Source organism: Teredinibacter haidensis (assembly GCF_014211975.1).
In the GTDB taxonomy this organism is placed as follows: domain Bacteria; phylum Pseudomonadota; class Gammaproteobacteria; order Pseudomonadales; family Cellvibrionaceae; genus Teredinibacter; species Teredinibacter haidensis.
This window is the reverse complement of the sequence record NZ_CP060084.1, coordinates 4,742,124-4,760,532: the sequence shown is the minus strand read 5'-3', so window position 1 is coordinate 4,760,532 and position 18,409 is coordinate 4,742,124. Positions and strand designations below refer to the sequence as shown.

The window sequence follows — 18,409 nt, the reverse complement described above, 5'->3', positions numbered from 1 at the left end:
AATTATTTAGACTTTTGAGAAGTTGCCTCCATCGTAATCCCAGACAATCGACTACAGCATCTTACAAAGCAAAGTGTAATTGCCAACCGAGGAGCGACTCATAAAGGAGCAAAACGCATGATACCCTCGCTGAAAATGAGGCCCGAATTTAGGTTCGTTAAAGTAGCCGTCAATCAATCCAATTGGATCTTCAAACTCCCCTTTAAAGCCCACTCTAACTTCTTCATGCTTTCCGTCAATATCGATAAACTGAAGACCGCCATTTAATATGGCTCGAAAAGTGTTCCACTCGTAAAATACTATATTGTCACACTCGTAGAAATTTAAGTAAGGAATGTTGTGGACAACCAAGAAAGCAGAATTTTCAGCCGAAGCTCCCCTAGCTCCAGAGCTTATAAGCTTCTTACGAATGACATCATCTGTAAAGCAATGATTCTTAAGAGTTCTAATTTGTTTGAACCCTTTACCCATAAAATCTTTATCGTTAAAAAATTTATATTGTTCAGAAAAATACTTGGGTAGCTTATGCAAACTGTATTTCACTTGGACGAAATAATAAAAGTCCCTTTCAACATCACGCAAAATCAAATCCACGTCATACCCGTCGATGTTATCCTTGACTTTTTTGGACTTAAATCCCGGAAGAACCTTGTACTTTCTGTAACTACACCTTTCAATATATTTTTTTAAATATTCAACTTCAAATTTTTTACCCAAAACACCACCAAACGTTCCCTGCGCTCGCTCTCCTTCTCGAAACTTGACCATATCCCCAGCAAGTTTTTTTAGACCAAATTTAAAGCCTAACGTACCATGCCTATACGTATCACCCCTTTTGGTCACATAAGCATTACATTCCGAATTTGATCCAGAGACAACTTTATCTATCTCAGATAAGAACTCAGATTCGATTCCCGCCGCGCCAGATATATCAGATGAGCGTGTTTCATAGATGCCACTCATAAAATTTCGCTCAACAATAGAAGCGAAAGCAATTAGTTTTCTCAGCATCTGGTAACTTTCGTTTTCTTTAAGGTATTCGTCTAGATATTTAACATGAATGGAAAAAACTTTATCTAGAATAAAATCCACCACTACTTCCATTCTTCTGAATGGGATTTTCCTAGAATACAGAGCAGTACTCGCCAAAATAGCTTTTATATTTTTATCGTCCGATTGTGTACTCAACCCTTCAATTGTTTCCGAAAACCAATACTGGAGCATCTCTTTTTCAAATCTATGTGAAGGCATCAAATAGATTCTATTTTTATAAAACTTGACGTGAAGAACATCGCTGTTCACCAACAAACACAATTCGCTATAGTAAAATGACAACCAAACATGAGGCATCGATAAAATTGACTCACCTGAACTAAACGGTATGCCCAATGATTCACATACTCGATTTTGGTGATACTCCATCTTGGTTGCCATTTGCAGTCGAATCATTTCCAACAAGTATTTTGAAATATCTTTGTCGTTCGTCGAAATAGCAGTATCTATGGAAAAGTGTTTCCTGAAGTTTTCAATTGCCTTATCCAGCTCTTCTAATGATGTGACTCGATCAGCTTTGGAAAGACTAGGAGCGTCATCGATACAGTTATGCATTAAATAATTTGCCACCACCTTATAAAAAAGCCTTTTTGATTCGTCAGGAGAAAGGTTACCCTGCAAGAGCCTAATACTGGAAAAAACTCTTTCTTTCCAACTTTGAGCTATGGACAAATCTAAAAGGTACTCGGACAGTTTGCGAGGGTTTTCAACAAACCCCAGCATTTCGTCTTGCGATCTTTCGTAGTTCATTTCTCCAATCCTTGTCTTATGCATCGTTAAGCATTCCCTAAAAAAAGCGAAGAAACATACAGTTACTGCGCCGAGGGATGAGTCCGATTATAAACCTTCTCTAACTGCTTGATAGCCACGAATGTGTATATTTGAGTAGTTGAGATATCTGCATGGCCCAACATCTCTTGGACATGCCGGATATCAGCACCAGCATCCAACATCGCGGTCGCCGCTGCATGACGAAAAAGGTGACACGCTCCTGGTTTATCTATCCCAGCCCTACGAACGTATTTACCCACCATACGTCCCGCCTGATCGGGGTCCATTGGCTCTCCGTTGGTTGAAAGGAACAGTACATCGCCAGAATCCACGCCTTTGAAATGAGGCCTGACGGAGTCTAGGTAAGCCTTGACCCATTCGCAGGCTCTCGTTGCAATAGGCAAACGCCTATCTTTCTCGCCTTTACCTTCCACTGTGAGGATTTGCTTGTCGAGTTCAATATCACCCAACCGTAGCCTAACCAATTCAGAGCGGCGAATCGCGGACGCGTAGTAGAGCTCTAGGATGGCTCGATCGCGTATTGCAACTCGATCACCGCGTAGTGATGCGATGAAAAATATGCGCTCCACCTCTTCATGAGAAAGAACCGCTTTTGGTAATCGCCTTTTATATCGTGGCATTTCAAATTCTTCAAAGTCTGCATTTTGAATAATTCGCCGACGGTGTAATCTGCGTAAGAATAGTTTCAGATCTGTTAAGAATTTATGCTGGCTGTTAATCGAGAGTGGCTTCCCATCCAAAATTTTCTTGTAGTGATGAAGGTACTGCCTAAAACCCTCCATCACTTCCAAATTCACATCTTGCGGTTTTGTAATTCCGTTGGTCGCACACCAATTAACAAAACGCGTTAATGATTGCCGTTTTATAGTAATCGTATTTGGGGACATTCCTCTCGCCAAACAATCATCCAAATAAAACGAAATAGCTTCAGGAAGCGTTTCGAAAACCGGTGTCGACCACATACACTACCCTCTTAAGATATTCTCATAGGTTTGCTGGTAAGGCTCAGAAGAGTTGACCAACTGCTTTAGTTCAACTTCATGGTTATCTCGGGACTGTACAAAATCCACCACATCCATATTCCTTGGCAAAGCCATCCGACGAGTATTGATTCCCTGTGCGTCAAGTGCCTGCGCAATCATTCCAGAAACTAGATTTCCGGAGTCTGTTGCATCAAGTGCTAGCACCACTTCTTTAGGCTTAAATTTGTCCAGGGTTTCTAAGTGGTGTTGTCCAAAAGAATATAAACCCGTAGTAGCGATGGAGTTTTGAAACCCAGCCGCAATTGCAACCATTGCCTCAACCGGACTTTTGTATAAAGTTACGCTGTTGTAGTCCCTTAAAGCTTGAATGTTAAAAAACGTTGGGCTGCCGTGATACCAATGAAGATGGTAAATATGGCCTGGCCGACATTCCGGAGTGATCCTGCGACCATAAGCACCTACAATCCGACCATCAATATCAAAAATAGGGAAAACGGCGCATCCGTGGAAGTACTGATGACCGGTATCTTTAAGCAACCCCAACATTTGCAACGCACCACGCGTAATTTCAGCCGACCTTCCTTTTTCACGGCGATGATCTTTGCATAACGTCCTATCGGCGAAACCCAACTTAAAACGTTCTATCAACTCATGGCTTAGATGCATTTTCCTATCGCCAAACCACCGCCACACCTCCGGGGAATGAATAATTACGTCGTTGTAGTGGGCAAACGCGTAATCAACATACACATCAAGACTATCGCGAGGAAGACTATCAATCCAATCTTCACCATCATTCATAGGAAAATGAGGGGCGTAACCAGATTGAGTAATATTTTGTGGGTAAACAGAATTAAACATGAGAAACCTCCGATACACTTTCTTTTAATTTACGCATTGACTCACCCTGAATTTTCACAATGTGTGCACGATGAATTAATCGATCAAGAATCGCATCAGCAATTGTCGGCTCACCCAACCACTGATGCCATTTTTCCACCGGAAGCTGAGAGGTTACGATGACTGAACCGGATGTTGACCTAGCTTCGATAAATTCGAGGAGATCTTGCGCGCCCTGTGAGGTAATGGGAACACCACCAATATCATCAAGTGATAGAACTTGCGCCTTGTTAACGACTACACGAAACTTCGGTAACGAACCATCAGCACGACATAGCTCAATCTGCTCAAGAAATTGAGGCAGTCGAAATTGTCGAACTGAAATACCTTGTCGAATACACTGATGTGCAATAGCGCTAGACAAGTAGGTCTTTCCTGTCCCCGTAGCCCCAATTAAAAATACATTCTGATGTTTATCGACCCAATTTAGTTGGTTTATTGATGCTATCACTGAGGGAATAAGCCCTCGCCCTTCAATGTAATCTATATCTTCTGGGCAAGCCTGGGGGTATTTAAGTTTGGCAGCACGCATTAAGCGGTTGTACTTTAGTAGCTCCTTATAATATTTTTGTGCGCACAAATGACTTGAAAGCGCCTCATCAATGGATTGTTTTTGGTATGCAGGATCATCGGAAGACTTAATATAACTTTGCAAAAAACCGGTATATCCTAGATCACGTAACATTTCACAATTTTGTTGGAAGCTCATAGAGCACCTCCCGCTTGGTAATAGCTGGAACCGCGTACATTTTCATGAAGTGGCAACGGAATTTGAACTGTGGAATCACCCGACTCAAACTTAAACAAACCTGTACGCAATATTGATTTGACTGACTTCAAGGTAGGAGAAGAAATTGACACCGCCCTCGCGCACGCAGCTTCGAACTCACGCTTATCATAACTTTTAGCAAGACTTTTCAAACCACTGCAGGCTTTATTTGCAATTGCTGAATGCTCTCGTTTCCCCTCATACTGCGCTTGAACGACCCTCAATGCCGCAGGTCCGATGTCCTCAGCCCAACGTGAAAAAGAAGATAACCCTTGATCTAGATAAGCTCGGTGATTAGGAGCCATGTGAGCTTTATCTGTCGTCATTCCGCCCATATCATCACAACGAGGATGAACAGCCCTAAGCTTGTTCATATGCGATATCTCGATACATTCTTTAGATGCGCGAGCATCCACACGCTCAGAAACCAGTTGATACGGAACTGAATACCAATGACCGAAGACTTTTATATGATAGTCTTTAGGTACTTGTTGCGAGGGCATATACTCAAAATGCTGATAAGGTCTACTCGGAGCAGGCTTGAGTTTTTCTTTTTCAGCCTCTTCGAAGAGCATAAATCTAGACTTATCAATACCTCGCATCTTTCGATTATTTAATTCTGGCAATAACTCTTGAATTGCCTTGTTAATTTCCTCGATACTAAAAAAGGTTCGCTCAAGCAATTTCGCTGTGATCCACCGAGAAATAAAACGTACAGCATTTTCTACCGCTGCCTTATCTTTCGGTTTTCTTGGTCTTGTACTCAATACAACGAATCCCATATATTCGCTGTATTTTTCGAAATCTGTATTTATGACTGGGTCAACCCCGGGCTTTATTACACCTGCTTTTAGGTTATCAATTAGTACCGATTCAGGGATACCACCATAAAACTTAAACGCTTGGGTATGCGCATCAATAAAATCTCTGACCTTCTGAGAATTTACTGCACATACAAATGTGTAGCTACTGTACCCCAATAGCGAAACAAAAATCTGAGCCTGATTTTCCTCCCCAGTATCGACATCTTTCCAAGGAATCAATGTTCCCGCAAAATCCACCTGCATAATTTCCGCTGGAAATTTTGGTATCCGTAAAGTTGGGTCGATTTTCTTAATATACTTTCGATAGTAATGAGTGAACTGCGTGTAGCTATAAGCATGCTCTTTGTGTATTGCGCGATATTCTTCGTGCAACACTTCGAGAGTTAAGTGCTTATTTTTAGAAAGCCTTTCATAATAATCAGACCAATTTGGCATGACCTTAGATATATCCCTTTTCCTTTTTAAGCAAAGCCTAGAAATGAGTTCAAGATCTCCCATTTCTTGAACATCAACCCATGATAACTTTTCACGTTCGAATCTATCTCGGTAATACCTGATAGTATTCGGTGCGACAGACAGTATCTCTGCGATACGACGATTCGAAAAACCGGTAGTTCCGGTTAATCTCCTAATACTTCGTAACTTATTTAGTGGAATGCTCATTCGCATATCTCCAAACTCACCTAGCTCCAAAAACATTTTGGAGTCGGCGTTAATGTCATTTGAAGAGGCGAGCGTTATCGGCATTAGTCGATTAAAATCGATAAACGCTTGACATACGCTGTTTTGAAATGAATACTGAGATTGTCTAATATTACCAAAAGACATCTCGAACTCGCCTGGAGCTGCAATCTCTGGGCGTTTTCATTTCTAGCCTCGTAATTTTTACAATTTCCTTCCTTTAGCTTTAAACCTTGTCCGTTTTAATCCCCTCATCGCATAAACATCACCTCCTATATATTCTTTTCGTTTACTCGTACCGTTTTGCAGCCAGAAATGCAGCTACATCTTTTGATAAAGCGAACTTCCCGCGTCGATACTCAATATTAAATATCGGCACGGGCACACGCTTTCTCGTTACAGCCTGACGAAATGCGCCCTTTGATTGGTACCCTAAAACTTTCCACAAATCCTCATTTGAAATGAGAGGGCCGTAAAGCCGTAGAAGATCATCTTCAAGTTCCCGTTTTAATTTTTCTTCACCACTTAATGCTTGTTCTGACATGACAGCCCCTCGTCCCACTCTAAATGTGACTATTAACGACTTCGAGCTTACACTAAGGACTAAGCGTAATCAGCGGGTACTACATAGGACTAACGTAGCGCGGTCAAAAGCCCCATTAATCCATACAAATCAAGGAGATAACCTTTGGTCACCTACCTCAACCCATCTAATTATTCAAAATTAAGAAAATTTTTATAGCCGTTTAATTCAGAATGCGCCGACCAGAAACTCGATATCTTGCAACGGTTATTTGGGTCAGGAACATCCAGAAAAGACTTGGAGGCATTAGGCTGGGTGCAATTGAGAAATGGGTTTTGGAGTATGCGGAAGAACTCTCATGGCCAGACGACTTTTGGCAAGATTACTCGCGGCGATTTAAGCAATATCTTAAACAACTAAAAACACCTTCAGATGAATATATTGATCTCATAAACAAACTACTTCCAAAAACAAAACTTATATTTCAACACCCACTTTGGAAAATCCTCGACGCTCCGAATGCCACCCAACAAGAAATTGATTGCTGGCTGACCGAACTCGAACCAAATGCTTACCGACGAATATTTAGATCCAGTAAGCGATCAGGAAAAAGAGACCGGCGAACAATTAGAGGCTCGAAATACATCAGCAATATCTCAAAAGAAAATAATCTTGATGCACTTGCAGCACTATTACTTCTTATGCGTGAAGCTGAGATCAATGAAGATTTCGTCACCTGTGTGGATTCGAAATGGGAAGCCCAGGACCTTTTGTGCAGATTGGCCACGTTTTCCCCTGTTAGAGAAATAGCGGCCGACTTGAACGACCTAATTGATGAACGCTTTATTAGAAAAGCCCCTCCTGGAATACCACCTCACCAACAAAAGTTTATCGATCAGCTCCTCCCCAAACTAGATATTCTTCGAGAGGCCGAATTAAACGGCCAATCCATCCTACATAGCTTAATTCTAGGTTTTTTACCTTTCGAAGATGAGGAAGCGCAACTCCATTACCTATACAAAGGGCACCAGTTCGCCAAGCAAAGCCTCATTATTGATACCGCCTCAGAGCCTCAATCTGATCTATTTCCCAAGGAACTGATCAGTGAGGCCAGCAGAGTGGTCAGAGATTTCCGGAACAATCGAGCAGTAGGAATCAGCGAGGCCGATCAATTTGGGCGGAATATGCACTTGGATGCGCTGGCCATTTTTGCGCGACGTGCCGGGATTGACTGATCAGGCATGCCGGATTGACCTAAACACCAAAACGGCGTTTCTGCACAGTGGTAAACCAAAAACAGTATAAAATGACGCCTTAGAGGTAAAAAGGACAAGCTAATTTGAAGAACCTATCCATAAAAGGCTGATATCACTGCGCCAACTCTAAATAATGTCAAGCGCACCATACTTTCAAGTGCGCATCTCTAACATTAAAACTGCACAATAACCCTTGTCTTGTTAGCGTGCAAAATCATTGATATGGTGATTGTTGGAGGGCACAAAGTGATTTTTCAAAGAGCGCAAATGGCGGTGATGGAGCCATTCAATCCTAATTTGACGAACGCATTCACCATTCAACTATCCAGACCCAACACTCTTCGCTAGTGACAACGACCTTAAAGTAGATCCTTCAATTTACCCAAACCAATTATAGTGGCCAATTAATCTTGTTTTTATTTGCTTATTGAAATGAAAAGCGCTCATAATTATTTCAAATAACAAATAATTATGAGCTTAGATACATTCTGTATCTGTCATAACGATACAATTTATCTATTTGGTATTTACTATGAATTGGGAAAAGAGCTGAATTTACAGCAATTAGACGCAACTCTTAATGGCATTATGGGTGTGCCTGCGACACAGCGCCCGTCCACTGGCTGGATCAACACTATACGCACATCGCTAGGTATGAGCGCAAGAAGTCTTGGGGAGCGTATAGGACTTAGTCAACCACGAGTCGCATTGATAGAAAAAGGAGAGGTAGACGGCTCCATATCTATTAAAACCTTAGAAAAAGCAGCACAAGGTTTGGGATGTAGGCTGGTATACGCATTAGTCCCTGAAGACGGTTCTTTGCAGAAAATTCGTGAACACCAAGCCACAAAAAAAGCGAACATTCTCAATGAGCATGTCGAACGACATATGGAGCTAGAAGGTCAAGCAACTGATAAGACTTTTCGAGAGGCTACTACAGCAAAAATTGCTGAGGTCTATTTGAGGACTTGGCGAAGAGACTTTTGGGACGATTAGTTAATGATAAATAACAGGTTACGACCATGTACAACACAGTTAGAAGTCCAGGATTGTAAACCATCTTAACTTGATCAGAAAAACCTACTGGCGGCTTGCAGAGGGATATTTTGACAGGGGAAGCTTTCACGCGTCACCAAAATAGAGTAACCCCTCGGGGTGCGCTGATCTGACGGAAAGCGTGAGGGGTGTTGTTAAAGCTTCCTCAGTATACTACATATTAATGAAGCGACTTAACCCTCTGGAGGCGAAAGGCAATCAAATCAGATTTTACAGACTAAAAAGCTTATGTTCTATCCCGCTTAGGTGTATTTTCTGCGACCTTTGCTACTTTAGGACTTAGAATGTAGATGCCGTGCATTAAATGTTTAACTAACTCTACACATGTAGTGAGATCTTCCTTGCTAGGGAAATAGGCTCGATGCGCGGATGCATTTCCTGCATCTAATACGTGCCTTAGTGCATCCGCCATTTTGGGGGTCACATACCCTTCCTTGGTAAAACACTTTACTTTCTCACCAAAACTCCTTGCATCACCAATCTTTTCAACCATTACGGTTTCTAATAACGTCCTTAAACCAATAGTAGGCAGTGCATCAAGCTTATTGGTCATTGCTATATCAATTTCCAATATTAATGCTTTTTGCGTGTCACCAAGAAGATCATACCAACCAGGCTTTCCCGTAGATGTATTACTTTTAAAGAAAAGGGAGTTGCTCTGCTCTACATCGAGATCAAAACTCTCTAACGACATCACTTGGCTTTTAGGATTAACGAAATGCCATGCGTAATATTCACTTAAAATTTCACTAATTGTTTGCTTAGTAAGTACAGACTCAGATATACAAAGCGTACCATTCAACGTATATGGAAATCCGGTCGTCATCCCAGAGTAGACTCCATGGGATTCAGATAAATAATAAAGAGATTCATTAATCAGATGTTGTTTATTTCCCAACACAGTACTGGAGAGAACATCAATACTAAGCGGTTGCGTAAGATGTTTTCGATATAGCTCGGGAAATAGCTTATAGATTTGATCCATTAAACTCAGTAATTCCCGAGATTCTTGGGTATCGATCAGAGGCAAAGCATATGGACGAATCAAATATTCATTACATTCTCTCGTGCGCTCAATTAGTGAATACTTGTTCTCTAATTCGTCTAAAGTATTGAGCCATTCAGCATGATCAGCGCGAAAACGTTGAACTGGAATCGATGGAGGCTCACCTTTGCGACGTTCGAACATTTCCCGCAGGACTTCAATAGATTGAGAACCGATAACTTCCTTTACTACGTCTACATACTGAATAAACATTAGATCTCTTTCCCTGTTTCATTTTTCACATACTTCAAATAATGTTCGTGCATATCGAACCCCTCTACGCTTAACAAATTTTTCATTCAAGACAATTCCATGTATTGACAAACAAACAGTAGATGCTATCAGAGCAATAACACCTAATACATTGACAACAACCTCTGATTCATTATTTGTGAGCACATACAAAAACAATCCATTTGATATTAGTGAGATCGACGCAATTACCAAGCCCGCTATTTTTATCGCTACGATGTTACGAGCAAAACCATAAGCCACATTGTCGTTGTACACTTGAATGTATTTTTTTCTATCTCTTGTGTACTCACGCATGAAATTACCCACGCTCCTAATTTTTTCATAAAGCCCTTCGCTATCAACCTGATCATCTAGCGTTTCTGGCAAATCTAATCCACCGCATTTTCTATTGAGCCATATAAAATATCGCTGCTTAGTGTATCTATCCAACTCTTGATTATTGGGTAAAAGTAACAATGTGGACGGCGCTCCACCCCACCTCATAAAATATTTATCCTGTAGATCATTACCGAGGTTCGAAATATAGATCGATAAAAACGACATAACCCCAAAGCTGATAAGTAGAGTCATTGTCCCACCCAAGACCGTTTTTGCCTGTGGGTACCAAGCAAAAATAGTTAGCACTAGAGGGAAAAGAACCACGAATACAGGCATAAACCGGGCATGTATGGCATAGTGTTCGAAGTGTCTTGAAAGTTCTTTGAGCATTAACTAAACGCGCTCGATGCGCCCTCCGGTATATACAAGCATGACCACGGGTAAATCATAATTATTTGTTAGTTTTGCATATGTGTCTCTGTCTTTAGGGCTCGGAGGTGACGGAGTGGGATGGCTATGCCAGGTACCCAAGAAGGTGATTTGTCCGTTTGTGGCGGAGTGAAAATTTTCAAATATTTCTTCAAGACCATCAGTAGCAATATCAAGTCGCACAGGTGTACGAATGGTTCCATCAGGAGCCGGAACAACCAGAGTTACATGAATAGTTTTTGACAGGTGGCACACCATGCCCGCTAGCACACCGCCTTGTTCAACTGATGAACCTTTCGACTCACGCTCTATCTGGTTTTTTATGTTTCCCAGCACTCGGATCTCCCAACCAAAATACGTGTCTCTTGGAATGACGTGGGTGGCTGGTATTGCGTAGCGTTTCCAGTCAAACTGATAATCCTTGTCTAAGTGACCGATGTTGATCCGACCTTCATCTTGACCTGTGTTCTTACCAATATACTGATTTACTTTCCCTGCTAAGGCCGCTGATAGCACGGAAAGCCCAATATCATCCATAATCGTTGTCGCCGAGCTGCAACCGTCACCAAAACTTTTTCGTGTAACGGCTCCGCCATACATTGCTTTTTGAACACGGTCGTCTTTTACACAAAGTGTATTGGTATATGCCATCAAGTCATCAACTCGGACGCACCTTTCCTTACCTTCGATAGCCAACACTCCCATAGTTGCCTTTCCGTAAAGAATGCTATGCATCAAACACGCAGAGAGCTTTGCGTGGTGAGCAAGGAAGTAGCGTACCGGCAAAGACGCACTGGTATCGAGAATATAACGGAACTTTTTGTCAGCGATAGCTGGCTTGGTCTTTCCCAGCTCCAGAACATCGACCTTTAGTGCTTCAACTCTTACCCCAAGTGCTAGGATGTCTCTGGCTACTAAAGTTACTTTCGGGCGGCCAATACTATCAAAACCATCCACTACTGCACCGTAGCGAGCATTATTGTGACTAGAAAAAATATCGTCATCAATTAATGAAAATTCATATCTGCCACTCTTGGCTAAATGTAACGCCATCTTTGAACCCAAACTGCCACAACCGATAAAGGATATCGGTATGACCTCAGAATCCTGGTCTATGCCCGATACAGCTCGAAGCATCGCGGGGCAGGTAGATTTGATCATCAATGGTGCATAAACCGGCACATCATCGGCCAGTCGTTCTGAGTTACCCGTAAAACAAACACGATATGGCAATAGCTCCCACGGATTGTCAGCGCCGATCACGTTAAAGGGGCGTTTAACAGCTATTACAATTATAAATTCTTCAACTCCCGCTTTCTTTTTGGTTGCGCAAGCCTTCGGCGAAGAGGTAGCCATAACATGCTTTAGCCGAGCTTCAAAAGCGTCACTCAACTGTAGTTTTTTTAACAGCCCCTTCAAGTCCGCAAGCGTCTTAACAGACTCCGCCCAGTATTCCCCAACGATCCCATTTACTTGCAATAGCAGTGCAGGACCATGTCGAATTCCATTTAAAATACCAACATCCTTTGCTTTGAATACGCTATTTGCACTTCCGATAGATGGCGTCTCGATATGTCCCAATACTAGATCATGATCATTACCTGCAACAACATACCTATACCGGAAATACCTAGCCGGGGCATAATTGTTCAGCTCTTCGCGAATTGCGTAAGTATCCGCACTGATCAGCCCAGAAGCATTGTCGCGGCGTACAGGCTCCCAACCCTGAACAGGACAAAGCAATTCTCCGGAGGCGGCGTTGTTTAGCCAATGCGTCATAGCACCAAAAACTGCCTCGATACCACTGCTATGTAAAAGATCCGATAGGTCTACCTCAGCAATACATGGAGAGACGCCGTCACCTTCAATCACGGGGTTGATGTGCGGCAACGTTAAAGGGAAGTCGTCCCTTAACGTAGGATGAGGTGCACGCAAAGGATAGTCCCAAGGAAACACCCACGATACAGGCTCTATCGAGCGTATCCCTGATTCGGTCTCTCCTGCCGATTCAAATCTTATCGGTAAGTCAACTCTCCAGTTTGTTGATACAACCACACAGTCGTCCGAGCAGGCTTCCACTTTTACCCCTGCAACCGGGGAATACTCCTCTAACCTACGGATAACATGGTGAATGTCAGGCGTAGGTTTTAATTTACCCATGTCCAATTGCTTGCCCCGAATGACCTATGAGCGTAGTGGTAGCAGCGGTTCGCTTCTTAGCCGATGAGGTAGAATCAGTTGTTGCCGTTTTGCTGACCTTTTGAGGCCCTTCATTCGTTAAACGATATTCTAGAACCGAAGGAGCTTTCTCTCCATCGGCAATGTTATCGGCCAAACATAAAAACGTACCTTTTGCAGAACTAACAATATTCTCGTACTCTTTCTTGGCTCCGAAATTAGGTGGGTCATTTTTGTTGTCTTTGATCGGGTCGCTGCTAGAAAGAATAACTGCCCCAGTCCTTGCCTGGCTTAACGCTTTTTTGGCGGGTTCTGAGACCTTAGGATTATCACTTTTTGAATAACTATCGTGTGAAAGCGTGTGCCAAGAACAATGATGGGGAGCTAATAGCAGGTCATATGAAAGCTTTTTGGGGTTGCTCTTGAACTTATCCCAAATGACCTCCCAAGCCTCTACGCTTGCATCACCGGCAAGCATTACAAAATTAGTTGGATCTGAGTAGCCGTGACTTGCAATCCCCCACCGTAAAATGACGCTCGACATATTTTTATCCAGGGCTTCGCTATCTTCAAACTCCTCGTCGGATAGTGGCCCATAAATATCAATGGTTAGCTCTTTAAGTGTCACTTCGTTAACTTTTCCAATGACATCTCCAGGTTTGTATACAATATCTAGAATATCGTCTGTCTTGCCATCAACATCCACGCCAATAAGGCAGATACGATCGCCTTCAGGACCAACCGACTTTGACTCACGATAAAGTTCTACTCGGCGCTTTGCTTCTGTATTAAATGCCTTGGCATCCTCGCATAAGCTATGATTTTTTCGTTTCCTTCGAAAAATCAGTGGCGAGGACCAGATCTCTCGTACAAATATGCGATCTTTCTCCCCTGACTTAGCCGGAGCATAGTCGCCCGGTGGCCCTTGGTAGAAATGCGTTTTGTAGCCACCAATGTGGTCCTTGTCAGGATGGGTTAAAACGAGAGCATCCAGATAGGGACGTCCATCGCTGTCCTTTTCGAGAAGATAGTGTAACTCGTCCAAAACATTGCATTGGTCGTCATTCTCTGAGCTTGACTGTCGGATGTACATGTCCACCAGCACATAGAAGTAACGATTGTTAGAGGCGATTTTGAGTAATGTCATGTCGCCATTACCCACGGGGAAGTGATGAATTGATGATTTTTTAGGCATTTTCTTGCTCCAATTTGACGTTAACTGTCTGCCCAAGAAAGGTAAAATATGGGCTGTATACCCTTAGGCTCCAATATCAGGAAAATTTGGACACAAGAATGTAGATATATCGTCCATTAACCACAAATACCTATTGGTCACGCCCTCCACCAGTTGAATTCCTCCTTAAGCCAATTAGTAGCATTGACCCTAAATCTGCCGCTTCTTCCTCGAAACCGGGTGGTCGCAGCAAGCAAAAATATGCAAGAATGTCCAAAAAACTGAAAATGCGGAGCCTATTGGTAAAAGGACGTTTACATTGGAGTCAAATGAAACTAAACAACACTACAGCATTGGCGAAGCAGAGGAGCTTCTCGCTGATATCAGTGACGACGCGTACCGTAAAATGATTCTATCGATTGAGCAATTAAATCCTCATCGGGCGGGTTCCACAGCGGAAGACCTTTTTGAGTTGGCTCTTGAGAAAGTACTCGCTGGTGATCGCAAGTGGCCGAAATCAGTTAAGTGCCATACATTCATTCGCAATGTTGTTCGCAGCCTTATCTGGAGCATTGTGAAAAGCAGGAAAGATGCTCTTTCTCAAGCGACAGCGCTCGAGAATATTGATGATATTTCTGATTTGGACTTAACAGCTGACCTAAGAAATGATGAAGCAGTCATCTCCAAAGCTGTTCACGCGCTGATGGATGCATTCAAGGGCGATCAAAGTATTACATGTATCATATTGAACAAACTTAAAGGGTTTAAGGCGACCAAAATTAAAGAAATATGCACATTAACGGAAAATTCCTACCAAGCAGCCGTGAAGAAGTTAAAACGTAATGCTCGCAAGATGTTTCCAGCAGGCATTGATTACTGGAGGGATGAGCAGTGAGCTTTGAACTTTTAGATTTTATTAACGGGTTAATTACAGAGGAAACCCAAGATCTTCCCGCCAGTCAATTAGTGGCAGAGACTGACCCAAAGTATTTACCAACAGACGAGCGTGTTAATCGTTTTCGTTCTATTACTCATAGCGTAATTTCAGCACATAGAAAGACACGTCTGAACGAATACCGCTCTATATATGCAGCATACAAAAAACAAGATTCCTTATATCATCGCGCTTTAATTTCTCTACCAGCGTCGGTAGAGCAAGTTTTTAAGCAGATTGTGAACGTCGTGACATCTGGTGGAGACACTGTGCCAAAAGGCTGGACAATGGCTCATCGTGAAGAAGTTTCAGGCAAAGACAATGATGAAGAACTGAAGAAAATCTGGGTTCGGATGTATATGCTTGGATTAATTGAAGATGAGCGTGCGTCATAATGGCCTGGGTAAAATCACCAGCTTCGGTTTTAAGAGATATAGGAATCTCTCAACCACATGAGATCGATTTAGATTTCATCGCTTATACGTTAAATGCAGAAGTTATATACGAGCTTCTACAAGGCTATGAAGCCAATATATTTGGTTCAAAGGATAAAGCTGTAATAACCGTTAACAGTGGTACGCAAGTGCCTCGTCAGCGTTTTTCACTCGCGCATGAAATTGGGCACTGGACAAATGATCGTGGCAAGAATTTAAGTATTGAGTGCAGTACTGGCGATATTAACCAAAGACAGAATGGTAAAGGACTTACCGCACATCAAGCTAGGGAAGCACGCGCGAATGTTTTTGCCAGCCATCTCATGATGCCAGGCTTTATGATGGTTGATATTGCTAACATGCCAGTAAATATGGACACAGTGCGATATATTGCCAGCACTTACAACACCTCACTCATTAGCTCTGCAGGCCGCCTTATTGAACTTACAAAAAAACCTGCAATGGTCGCGCTTTGGAGCAATAACGGGACTAGGCGTTGGTTTGATCGTAGCGCCTCTTTATCTGATTCTATTTGGCCACTACAGTCTATCTCTCATCCTCCTCAATATTTTATCGATTCTAACAATGTTCTTATTAGTGATTCAAAGTGGATAGACCCCAGATCCGCCAAAGACATCCCCATAACCGAAAGTGTATTTGACAATGGTTTTGACGTAATTTCTTTGCTTAGCTGGGCTTAAACAACAAATATCCACCGAGTCAAAAACCTTATCGAATTGGTTACAAATCACTTGAACTAATAGAGTGCACGAAATATTTATAAAGTGTATTTTTGCCCTTTTTCAATATCAACGCCTTGCGGAACGGGTGGACCTAAAACGTGAAAAGGAGCTCGCCCTTCATGAGCATGATATATCTGCTCTGGGTCGCTTGAATATCGACCGCAACAATCCAATCGTACATTAGTAAAACCATCCTCTTCAGATGCAACTGAAATATTGATCCACTCAGGCACTTTGCCATCTCGCCACAAAAGATTTATAACCTTTTCACACTCATCAAAGATTCTCATATTTTCGTTGTAATCCTCTGGAAAGGTTATTTCACCGCTCTCCAAGGGATTACCGTCATAAGAAGCCCCCAAACAAACAACGTACTTAACGTCATCCGGTAACTCTTTGATGACTAAAGTTCGCGCGAATTCAAGAGCATGTCTCGAAGCACTTAGCAAATTATTTCCAAATGCTTCTCTACTAATATCGATCAGCTGCTCATTTGACTTCGCAGGTTTAATAACTTTGATGTCATCAGCTGTATATTTTTTATCTGCCATTCACAACCTCTTTATGGTACTGGGCTAGCTATAATTTGTCCCGAGCTTCTCAAGCTATCAAATAGCGGGAACACAACGGGCTGAACAATCATTTCCATTCCCGGTGACTGCATAGAACTTCCTATTGGCGGAATGGGTTGTGTAATCGATCCGGACCTAATTGCATTGAATGCAGAAGTAGTAAATGTAAATTGTATCACTCCTCCTCCACGTCGTTGTCCAAAAAATTCCGCCGCTAATAAATCTGGTGTTAAGAAAAACCCGAGCAAAGAGCCTTCTCCAGGAAATTTCTGCTCTTGAGCCGACGCAACTGACAACGGGGCACCGTTCAACAGTGAAACTAATGACTCAACGGATGAGCCATGATACATAGTGATGGCTCCACTTGAATCCGCTCCCACCTTAGATGTCACCATATCTAAAAGATTAGAACCTGTTCCCGCCATTGCGGCCAGCAAAATCCAAAAACTTTGCCCGGACGAAAAGCCAGAATCAAGATCACTTCCAGCCAGACTTTGCCCAACCTGATAAGAAGCATAGCTACCTACTGCAAGTGTAGCCATCATGTTAAAACTAATAGAAAGACCGCCAATAGTAAAATTATTACCACTAGGGTCAACCATGAGAGCAGGGTCGTTACCGGCGTACATGTATGACCCCGCCGTGCGTCGTAGCTCAGACAGCGATTTTTTCTAGGCACATCAATCAGTTAAAGAACTTGCGGCTAGGCGCTTCGCTAGTCTAGTAAATTTTTTCCCTAGATGCACTTTTTGACCTACCGCCCTCATTCCGAAGGCGGGTCATTATCAAAGAAGTATTTGTATATTTTGTCGGCTAAACGGATCAGCAAAGCTGATATGGTGAGAATGAGGGACAGTATTTCTAACATGGTTCGCTCCAATATCATCGTTTGAAGCTATCCCATTATGGGAATGTAAAGTCGTTTTTCACTATCTTTTTGCAGAGAAGTGACGATTGTCACCTAGATCATCTCTTAATGGGGCGCGGTAGCGCCCCTTGGTGCCTACCAAGGCACCAACAAGTCTTGATATTCGGCTTTGATCTTTTTGACCAAGGGTTGCCAGTTATCCAAGCGCTCCCACGCCTCGATAACCGTATAACCATTGGGCAAGAACTCCATGCGATCCAGCACGAACGCCGCCGCGATAACCTCGCTTGTTGACGCGCCAGTACTGCCATTACACGCTAATTCGTTGGCTACATTGATGATTTTTTCAATTTCATAAGGGACATTACGCATTTTGATTACTCCTTTGAGTGGCTGTTGTTTGCCACTTCTAGAGAGCGCCGCGCGCAGGGCTGTCAAGGGCGGCGCGTCTTTTTGCGCCGTGCATTTCACCCTTGATAGACCGAGCACGGGGCTATCCTGAAGGGGCACACAGCAGACACGGACTTCCCGACTGGCACGATCTGAAGTCCCGCCCTTGAGGGCGGGGTTTGGGGTGGGTGAAACAGATTTTTTAAACGCGGCTTGCCGCAACACATAGCAA

At 42.7% G+C, this 18,409-nt stretch carries 18 protein-coding genes; 5 read left to right on the top strand and 13 right to left on the bottom strand.

Annotation, left to right across the window (positions count from 1 at the left end; all coding sequences use genetic code 11):
• Positions 1 to 51: 51 nt before the first annotated feature.
• The 6 genes from H5715_RS19345 to H5715_RS19320 form a co-directional block, all read right to left on the bottom strand.
• Positions 52 to 1,803, bottom strand: a complete 1,752-nt coding sequence (locus H5715_RS19345; protein WP_075186535.1) for a hypothetical protein — start codon at positions 1,801 to 1,803, stop codon at positions 52 to 54.
• Positions 1,804 to 1,865: 62 nt separating this feature from the next.
• Positions 1,866 to 2,807 carry a tyrosine-type recombinase/integrase gene (locus H5715_RS19340; RefSeq protein WP_075186534.1) on the bottom strand — a complete coding sequence of 314 codons (942 nt, stop codon included), beginning with the start codon at positions 2,805 to 2,807 and terminating at the stop codon, positions 1,866 to 1,868.
• A 3-nt stretch (positions 2,808 to 2,810) separates the two neighbouring features.
• Positions 2,811 to 3,689, bottom strand: a complete 879-nt coding sequence (locus tag H5715_RS19335; RefSeq protein WP_075186533.1) for a toprim domain-containing protein — start codon at positions 3,687 to 3,689, stop codon at positions 2,811 to 2,813.
• Positions 3,682 to 4,437: an IS21-like element helper ATPase IstB gene (istB, locus tag H5715_RS19330; RefSeq protein ID WP_075186532.1), complete on the bottom strand. Its 756-nt coding sequence runs from the start codon at positions 4,435 to 4,437 to the stop codon at positions 3,682 to 3,684. Before istB ends, H5715_RS19335 begins: the two co-directional genes overlap by 8 nt.
• Complete coding sequence (gene istA, locus H5715_RS19325; protein WP_083608103.1) at positions 4,434 to 6,149, bottom strand: IS21 family transposase; 1,716 nt, start codon at positions 6,147 to 6,149, stop codon at positions 4,434 to 4,436. Before istA ends, istB begins: the two co-directional genes overlap by 4 nt.
• Before the next feature lie 142 nt (positions 6,150 to 6,291).
• Positions 6,292 to 6,546 (bottom strand): hypothetical protein, encoded by a 255-nt coding sequence (locus tag H5715_RS19320; protein ID WP_075186531.1) that lies wholly within the window; start codon positions 6,544 to 6,546, stop codon positions 6,292 to 6,294.
• Between the two features lie 314 nt (positions 6,547 to 6,860).
• Here H5715_RS19320 and H5715_RS19315 point away from each other — a divergent pair, with 314 nt between their 5' ends.
• Together H5715_RS19315 and H5715_RS19310 are read left to right on the top strand one after the other, a co-directional pair.
• Complete coding sequence (locus tag H5715_RS19315; protein ID WP_139309826.1) at positions 6,861 to 7,760, top strand: hypothetical protein; 900 nt, start codon at positions 6,861 to 6,863, stop codon at positions 7,758 to 7,760.
• Positions 7,761 to 8,252: 492 nt separating this feature from the next.
• Entirely contained in the window at positions 8,253 to 8,777 is a 525-nt protein-coding gene (locus H5715_RS19310) for a mobile mystery protein A (protein WP_083608102.1), read from the top strand.
• A 286-nt stretch (positions 8,778 to 9,063) separates the two neighbouring features.
• Here the strand turns inward: H5715_RS19310 and H5715_RS19305 are convergent, their stop codons facing one another.
• The 4 genes from H5715_RS19305 to mblB are packed head-to-tail and all read right to left on the bottom strand — an operon-like array spanning position 9,064 to position 14,257.
• The gene (locus H5715_RS19305; protein WP_075186529.1) at positions 9,064 to 10,095 is read right to left on the bottom strand and encodes a DUF4145 domain-containing protein; all 1,032 of its coding nucleotides are present in this window, start codon (positions 10,093 to 10,095) and stop codon (positions 9,064 to 9,066) included.
• 18 nt (positions 10,096 to 10,113) lie between these two features.
• Positions 10,114 to 10,845, bottom strand: a complete 732-nt coding sequence (locus tag H5715_RS19300; RefSeq protein WP_075186528.1) for a cellulose-binding protein — start codon at positions 10,843 to 10,845, stop codon at positions 10,114 to 10,116.
• Positions 10,846 to 10,848: 3 nt separating this feature from the next.
• Positions 10,849 to 13,044 (bottom strand): anti-phage 6A-MBL system cap2_3 protein, encoded by a 2,196-nt coding sequence (cap2-3, locus tag H5715_RS19295; protein WP_075186527.1) that lies wholly within the window; start codon positions 13,042 to 13,044, stop codon positions 10,849 to 10,851.
• Positions 13,037 to 14,257 carry an anti-phage 6A-MBL system MBL-fold protein gene (gene mblB / locus H5715_RS19290; protein ID WP_075186526.1) on the bottom strand — a complete coding sequence of 407 codons (1,221 nt, stop codon included), beginning with the start codon at positions 14,255 to 14,257 and terminating at the stop codon, positions 13,037 to 13,039. The genes cap2-3 and mblB overlap by 8 nt, the downstream gene beginning before the upstream one ends.
• A 298-nt stretch (positions 14,258 to 14,555) precedes the next feature.
• Between mblB and H5715_RS19285 the strand changes: the two genes are divergently transcribed.
• From H5715_RS19285 to H5715_RS19275, 3 genes are read left to right on the top strand one after another with little or no spacing between them, the layout of a single operon-like run.
• On the top strand, positions 14,556 to 15,131 hold the full coding sequence (locus tag H5715_RS19285) for a sigma-70 family RNA polymerase sigma factor (protein WP_075186525.1): 576 nt from the start codon (positions 14,556 to 14,558) through the stop codon (positions 15,129 to 15,131).
• The gene (locus H5715_RS19280) at positions 15,128 to 15,565 is read left to right on the top strand and encodes a hypothetical protein (RefSeq protein ID WP_075186524.1); all 438 of its coding nucleotides are present in this window, start codon (positions 15,128 to 15,130) and stop codon (positions 15,563 to 15,565) included. The genes H5715_RS19285 and H5715_RS19280 overlap by 4 nt, the downstream gene beginning before the upstream one ends.
• The gene (locus H5715_RS19275) at positions 15,565 to 16,305 is read left to right on the top strand and encodes an ImmA/IrrE family metallo-endopeptidase (protein WP_075186523.1); all 741 of its coding nucleotides are present in this window, start codon (positions 15,565 to 15,567) and stop codon (positions 16,303 to 16,305) included. The genes H5715_RS19280 and H5715_RS19275 overlap by 1 nt, the downstream gene beginning before the upstream one ends.
• Before the next feature lie 77 nt (positions 16,306 to 16,382).
• Here the strand turns inward: H5715_RS19275 and H5715_RS19270 are convergent, their stop codons facing one another.
• From H5715_RS19270 to H5715_RS19260, 3 genes are all read right to left on the bottom strand, one after another.
• A complete protein-coding gene (locus H5715_RS19270; protein ID WP_075186522.1) occupies positions 16,383 to 16,898 on the bottom strand; it encodes a hypothetical protein in 516 nt (171 codons plus the stop codon).
• Positions 16,899 to 16,909: 11 nt separating this feature from the next.
• Positions 16,910 to 17,548, bottom strand: coding sequence for a hypothetical protein (locus H5715_RS19265; protein ID WP_075186521.1), 639 nt, complete (start codon positions 17,546 to 17,548; stop codon positions 16,910 to 16,912).
• A 374-nt stretch (positions 17,549 to 17,922) separates the two neighbouring features.
• Complete coding sequence (locus tag H5715_RS19260; RefSeq protein ID WP_075186658.1) at positions 17,923 to 18,159, bottom strand: hypothetical protein; 237 nt, start codon at positions 18,157 to 18,159, stop codon at positions 17,923 to 17,925.
• Between the last annotated feature and the right edge of the window lie 250 nt (positions 18,160 to 18,409).

Excerpts from the sequence above, each read along its gene's own strand:
- H5715_RS19275 (WP_075186523.1), top strand. The coding sequence starts at position 15,565 with ATGGCCTGGGTAAAATCACCAGCTTCGGTTTTAAGAGATATAGGAATC.
- H5715_RS19305 (WP_075186529.1), bottom strand. The coding sequence starts at position 10,095 with ATGTTTATTCAGTATGTAGACGTAGTAAAGGAAGTTATCGGTTCTCAA.
- cap2-3 (WP_075186527.1), bottom strand. The coding sequence starts at position 13,044 with ATGGGTAAATTAAAACCTACGCCTGACATTCACCATGTTATCCGTAGG.
- mblB (WP_075186526.1), bottom strand. The coding sequence starts at position 14,257 with ATGCCTAAAAAATCATCAATTCATCACTTCCCCGTGGGTAATGGCGAC.
- H5715_RS19335 (WP_075186533.1), bottom strand. The coding sequence starts at position 3,689 with ATGTTTAATTCTGTTTACCCACAAAATATTACTCAATCTGGTTACGCC.
- H5715_RS19345 (WP_075186535.1), bottom strand. The coding sequence starts at position 1,803 with ATGAACTACGAAAGATCGCAAGACGAAATGCTGGGGTTTGTTGAAAAC.
- H5715_RS19320 (WP_075186531.1), bottom strand. The coding sequence starts at position 6,546 with ATGTCAGAACAAGCATTAAGTGGTGAAGAAAAATTAAAACGGGAACTT.
- H5715_RS19300 (WP_075186528.1), bottom strand. The coding sequence starts at position 10,845 with ATGCTCAAAGAACTTTCAAGACACTTCGAACACTATGCCATACATGCC.
- H5715_RS19340 (WP_075186534.1), bottom strand. The coding sequence starts at position 2,807 with ATGTGGTCGACACCGGTTTTCGAAACGCTTCCTGAAGCTATTTCGTTT.
- H5715_RS19260 (WP_075186658.1), bottom strand. The coding sequence starts at position 18,159 with ATGCGTAATGTCCCTTATGAAATTGAAAAAATCATCAATGTAGCCAAC.
- H5715_RS19265 (WP_075186521.1), bottom strand. The coding sequence starts at position 17,548 with ATGTACGCCGGTAACGACCCTGCTCTCATGGTTGACCCTAGTGGTAAT.
- istA (WP_083608103.1), bottom strand. The coding sequence starts at position 6,149 with ATGTCTTTTGGTAATATTAGACAATCTCAGTATTCATTTCAAAACAGC.
- istB (WP_075186532.1), bottom strand. The coding sequence starts at position 4,437 with ATGAGCTTCCAACAAAATTGTGAAATGTTACGTGATCTAGGATATACC.
- H5715_RS19270 (WP_075186522.1), bottom strand. The coding sequence starts at position 16,898 with ATGGCAGATAAAAAATATACAGCTGATGACATCAAAGTTATTAAACCT.
- H5715_RS19310 (WP_083608102.1), top strand. The coding sequence starts at position 8,253 with ATGAGCTTAGATACATTCTGTATCTGTCATAACGATACAATTTATCTA.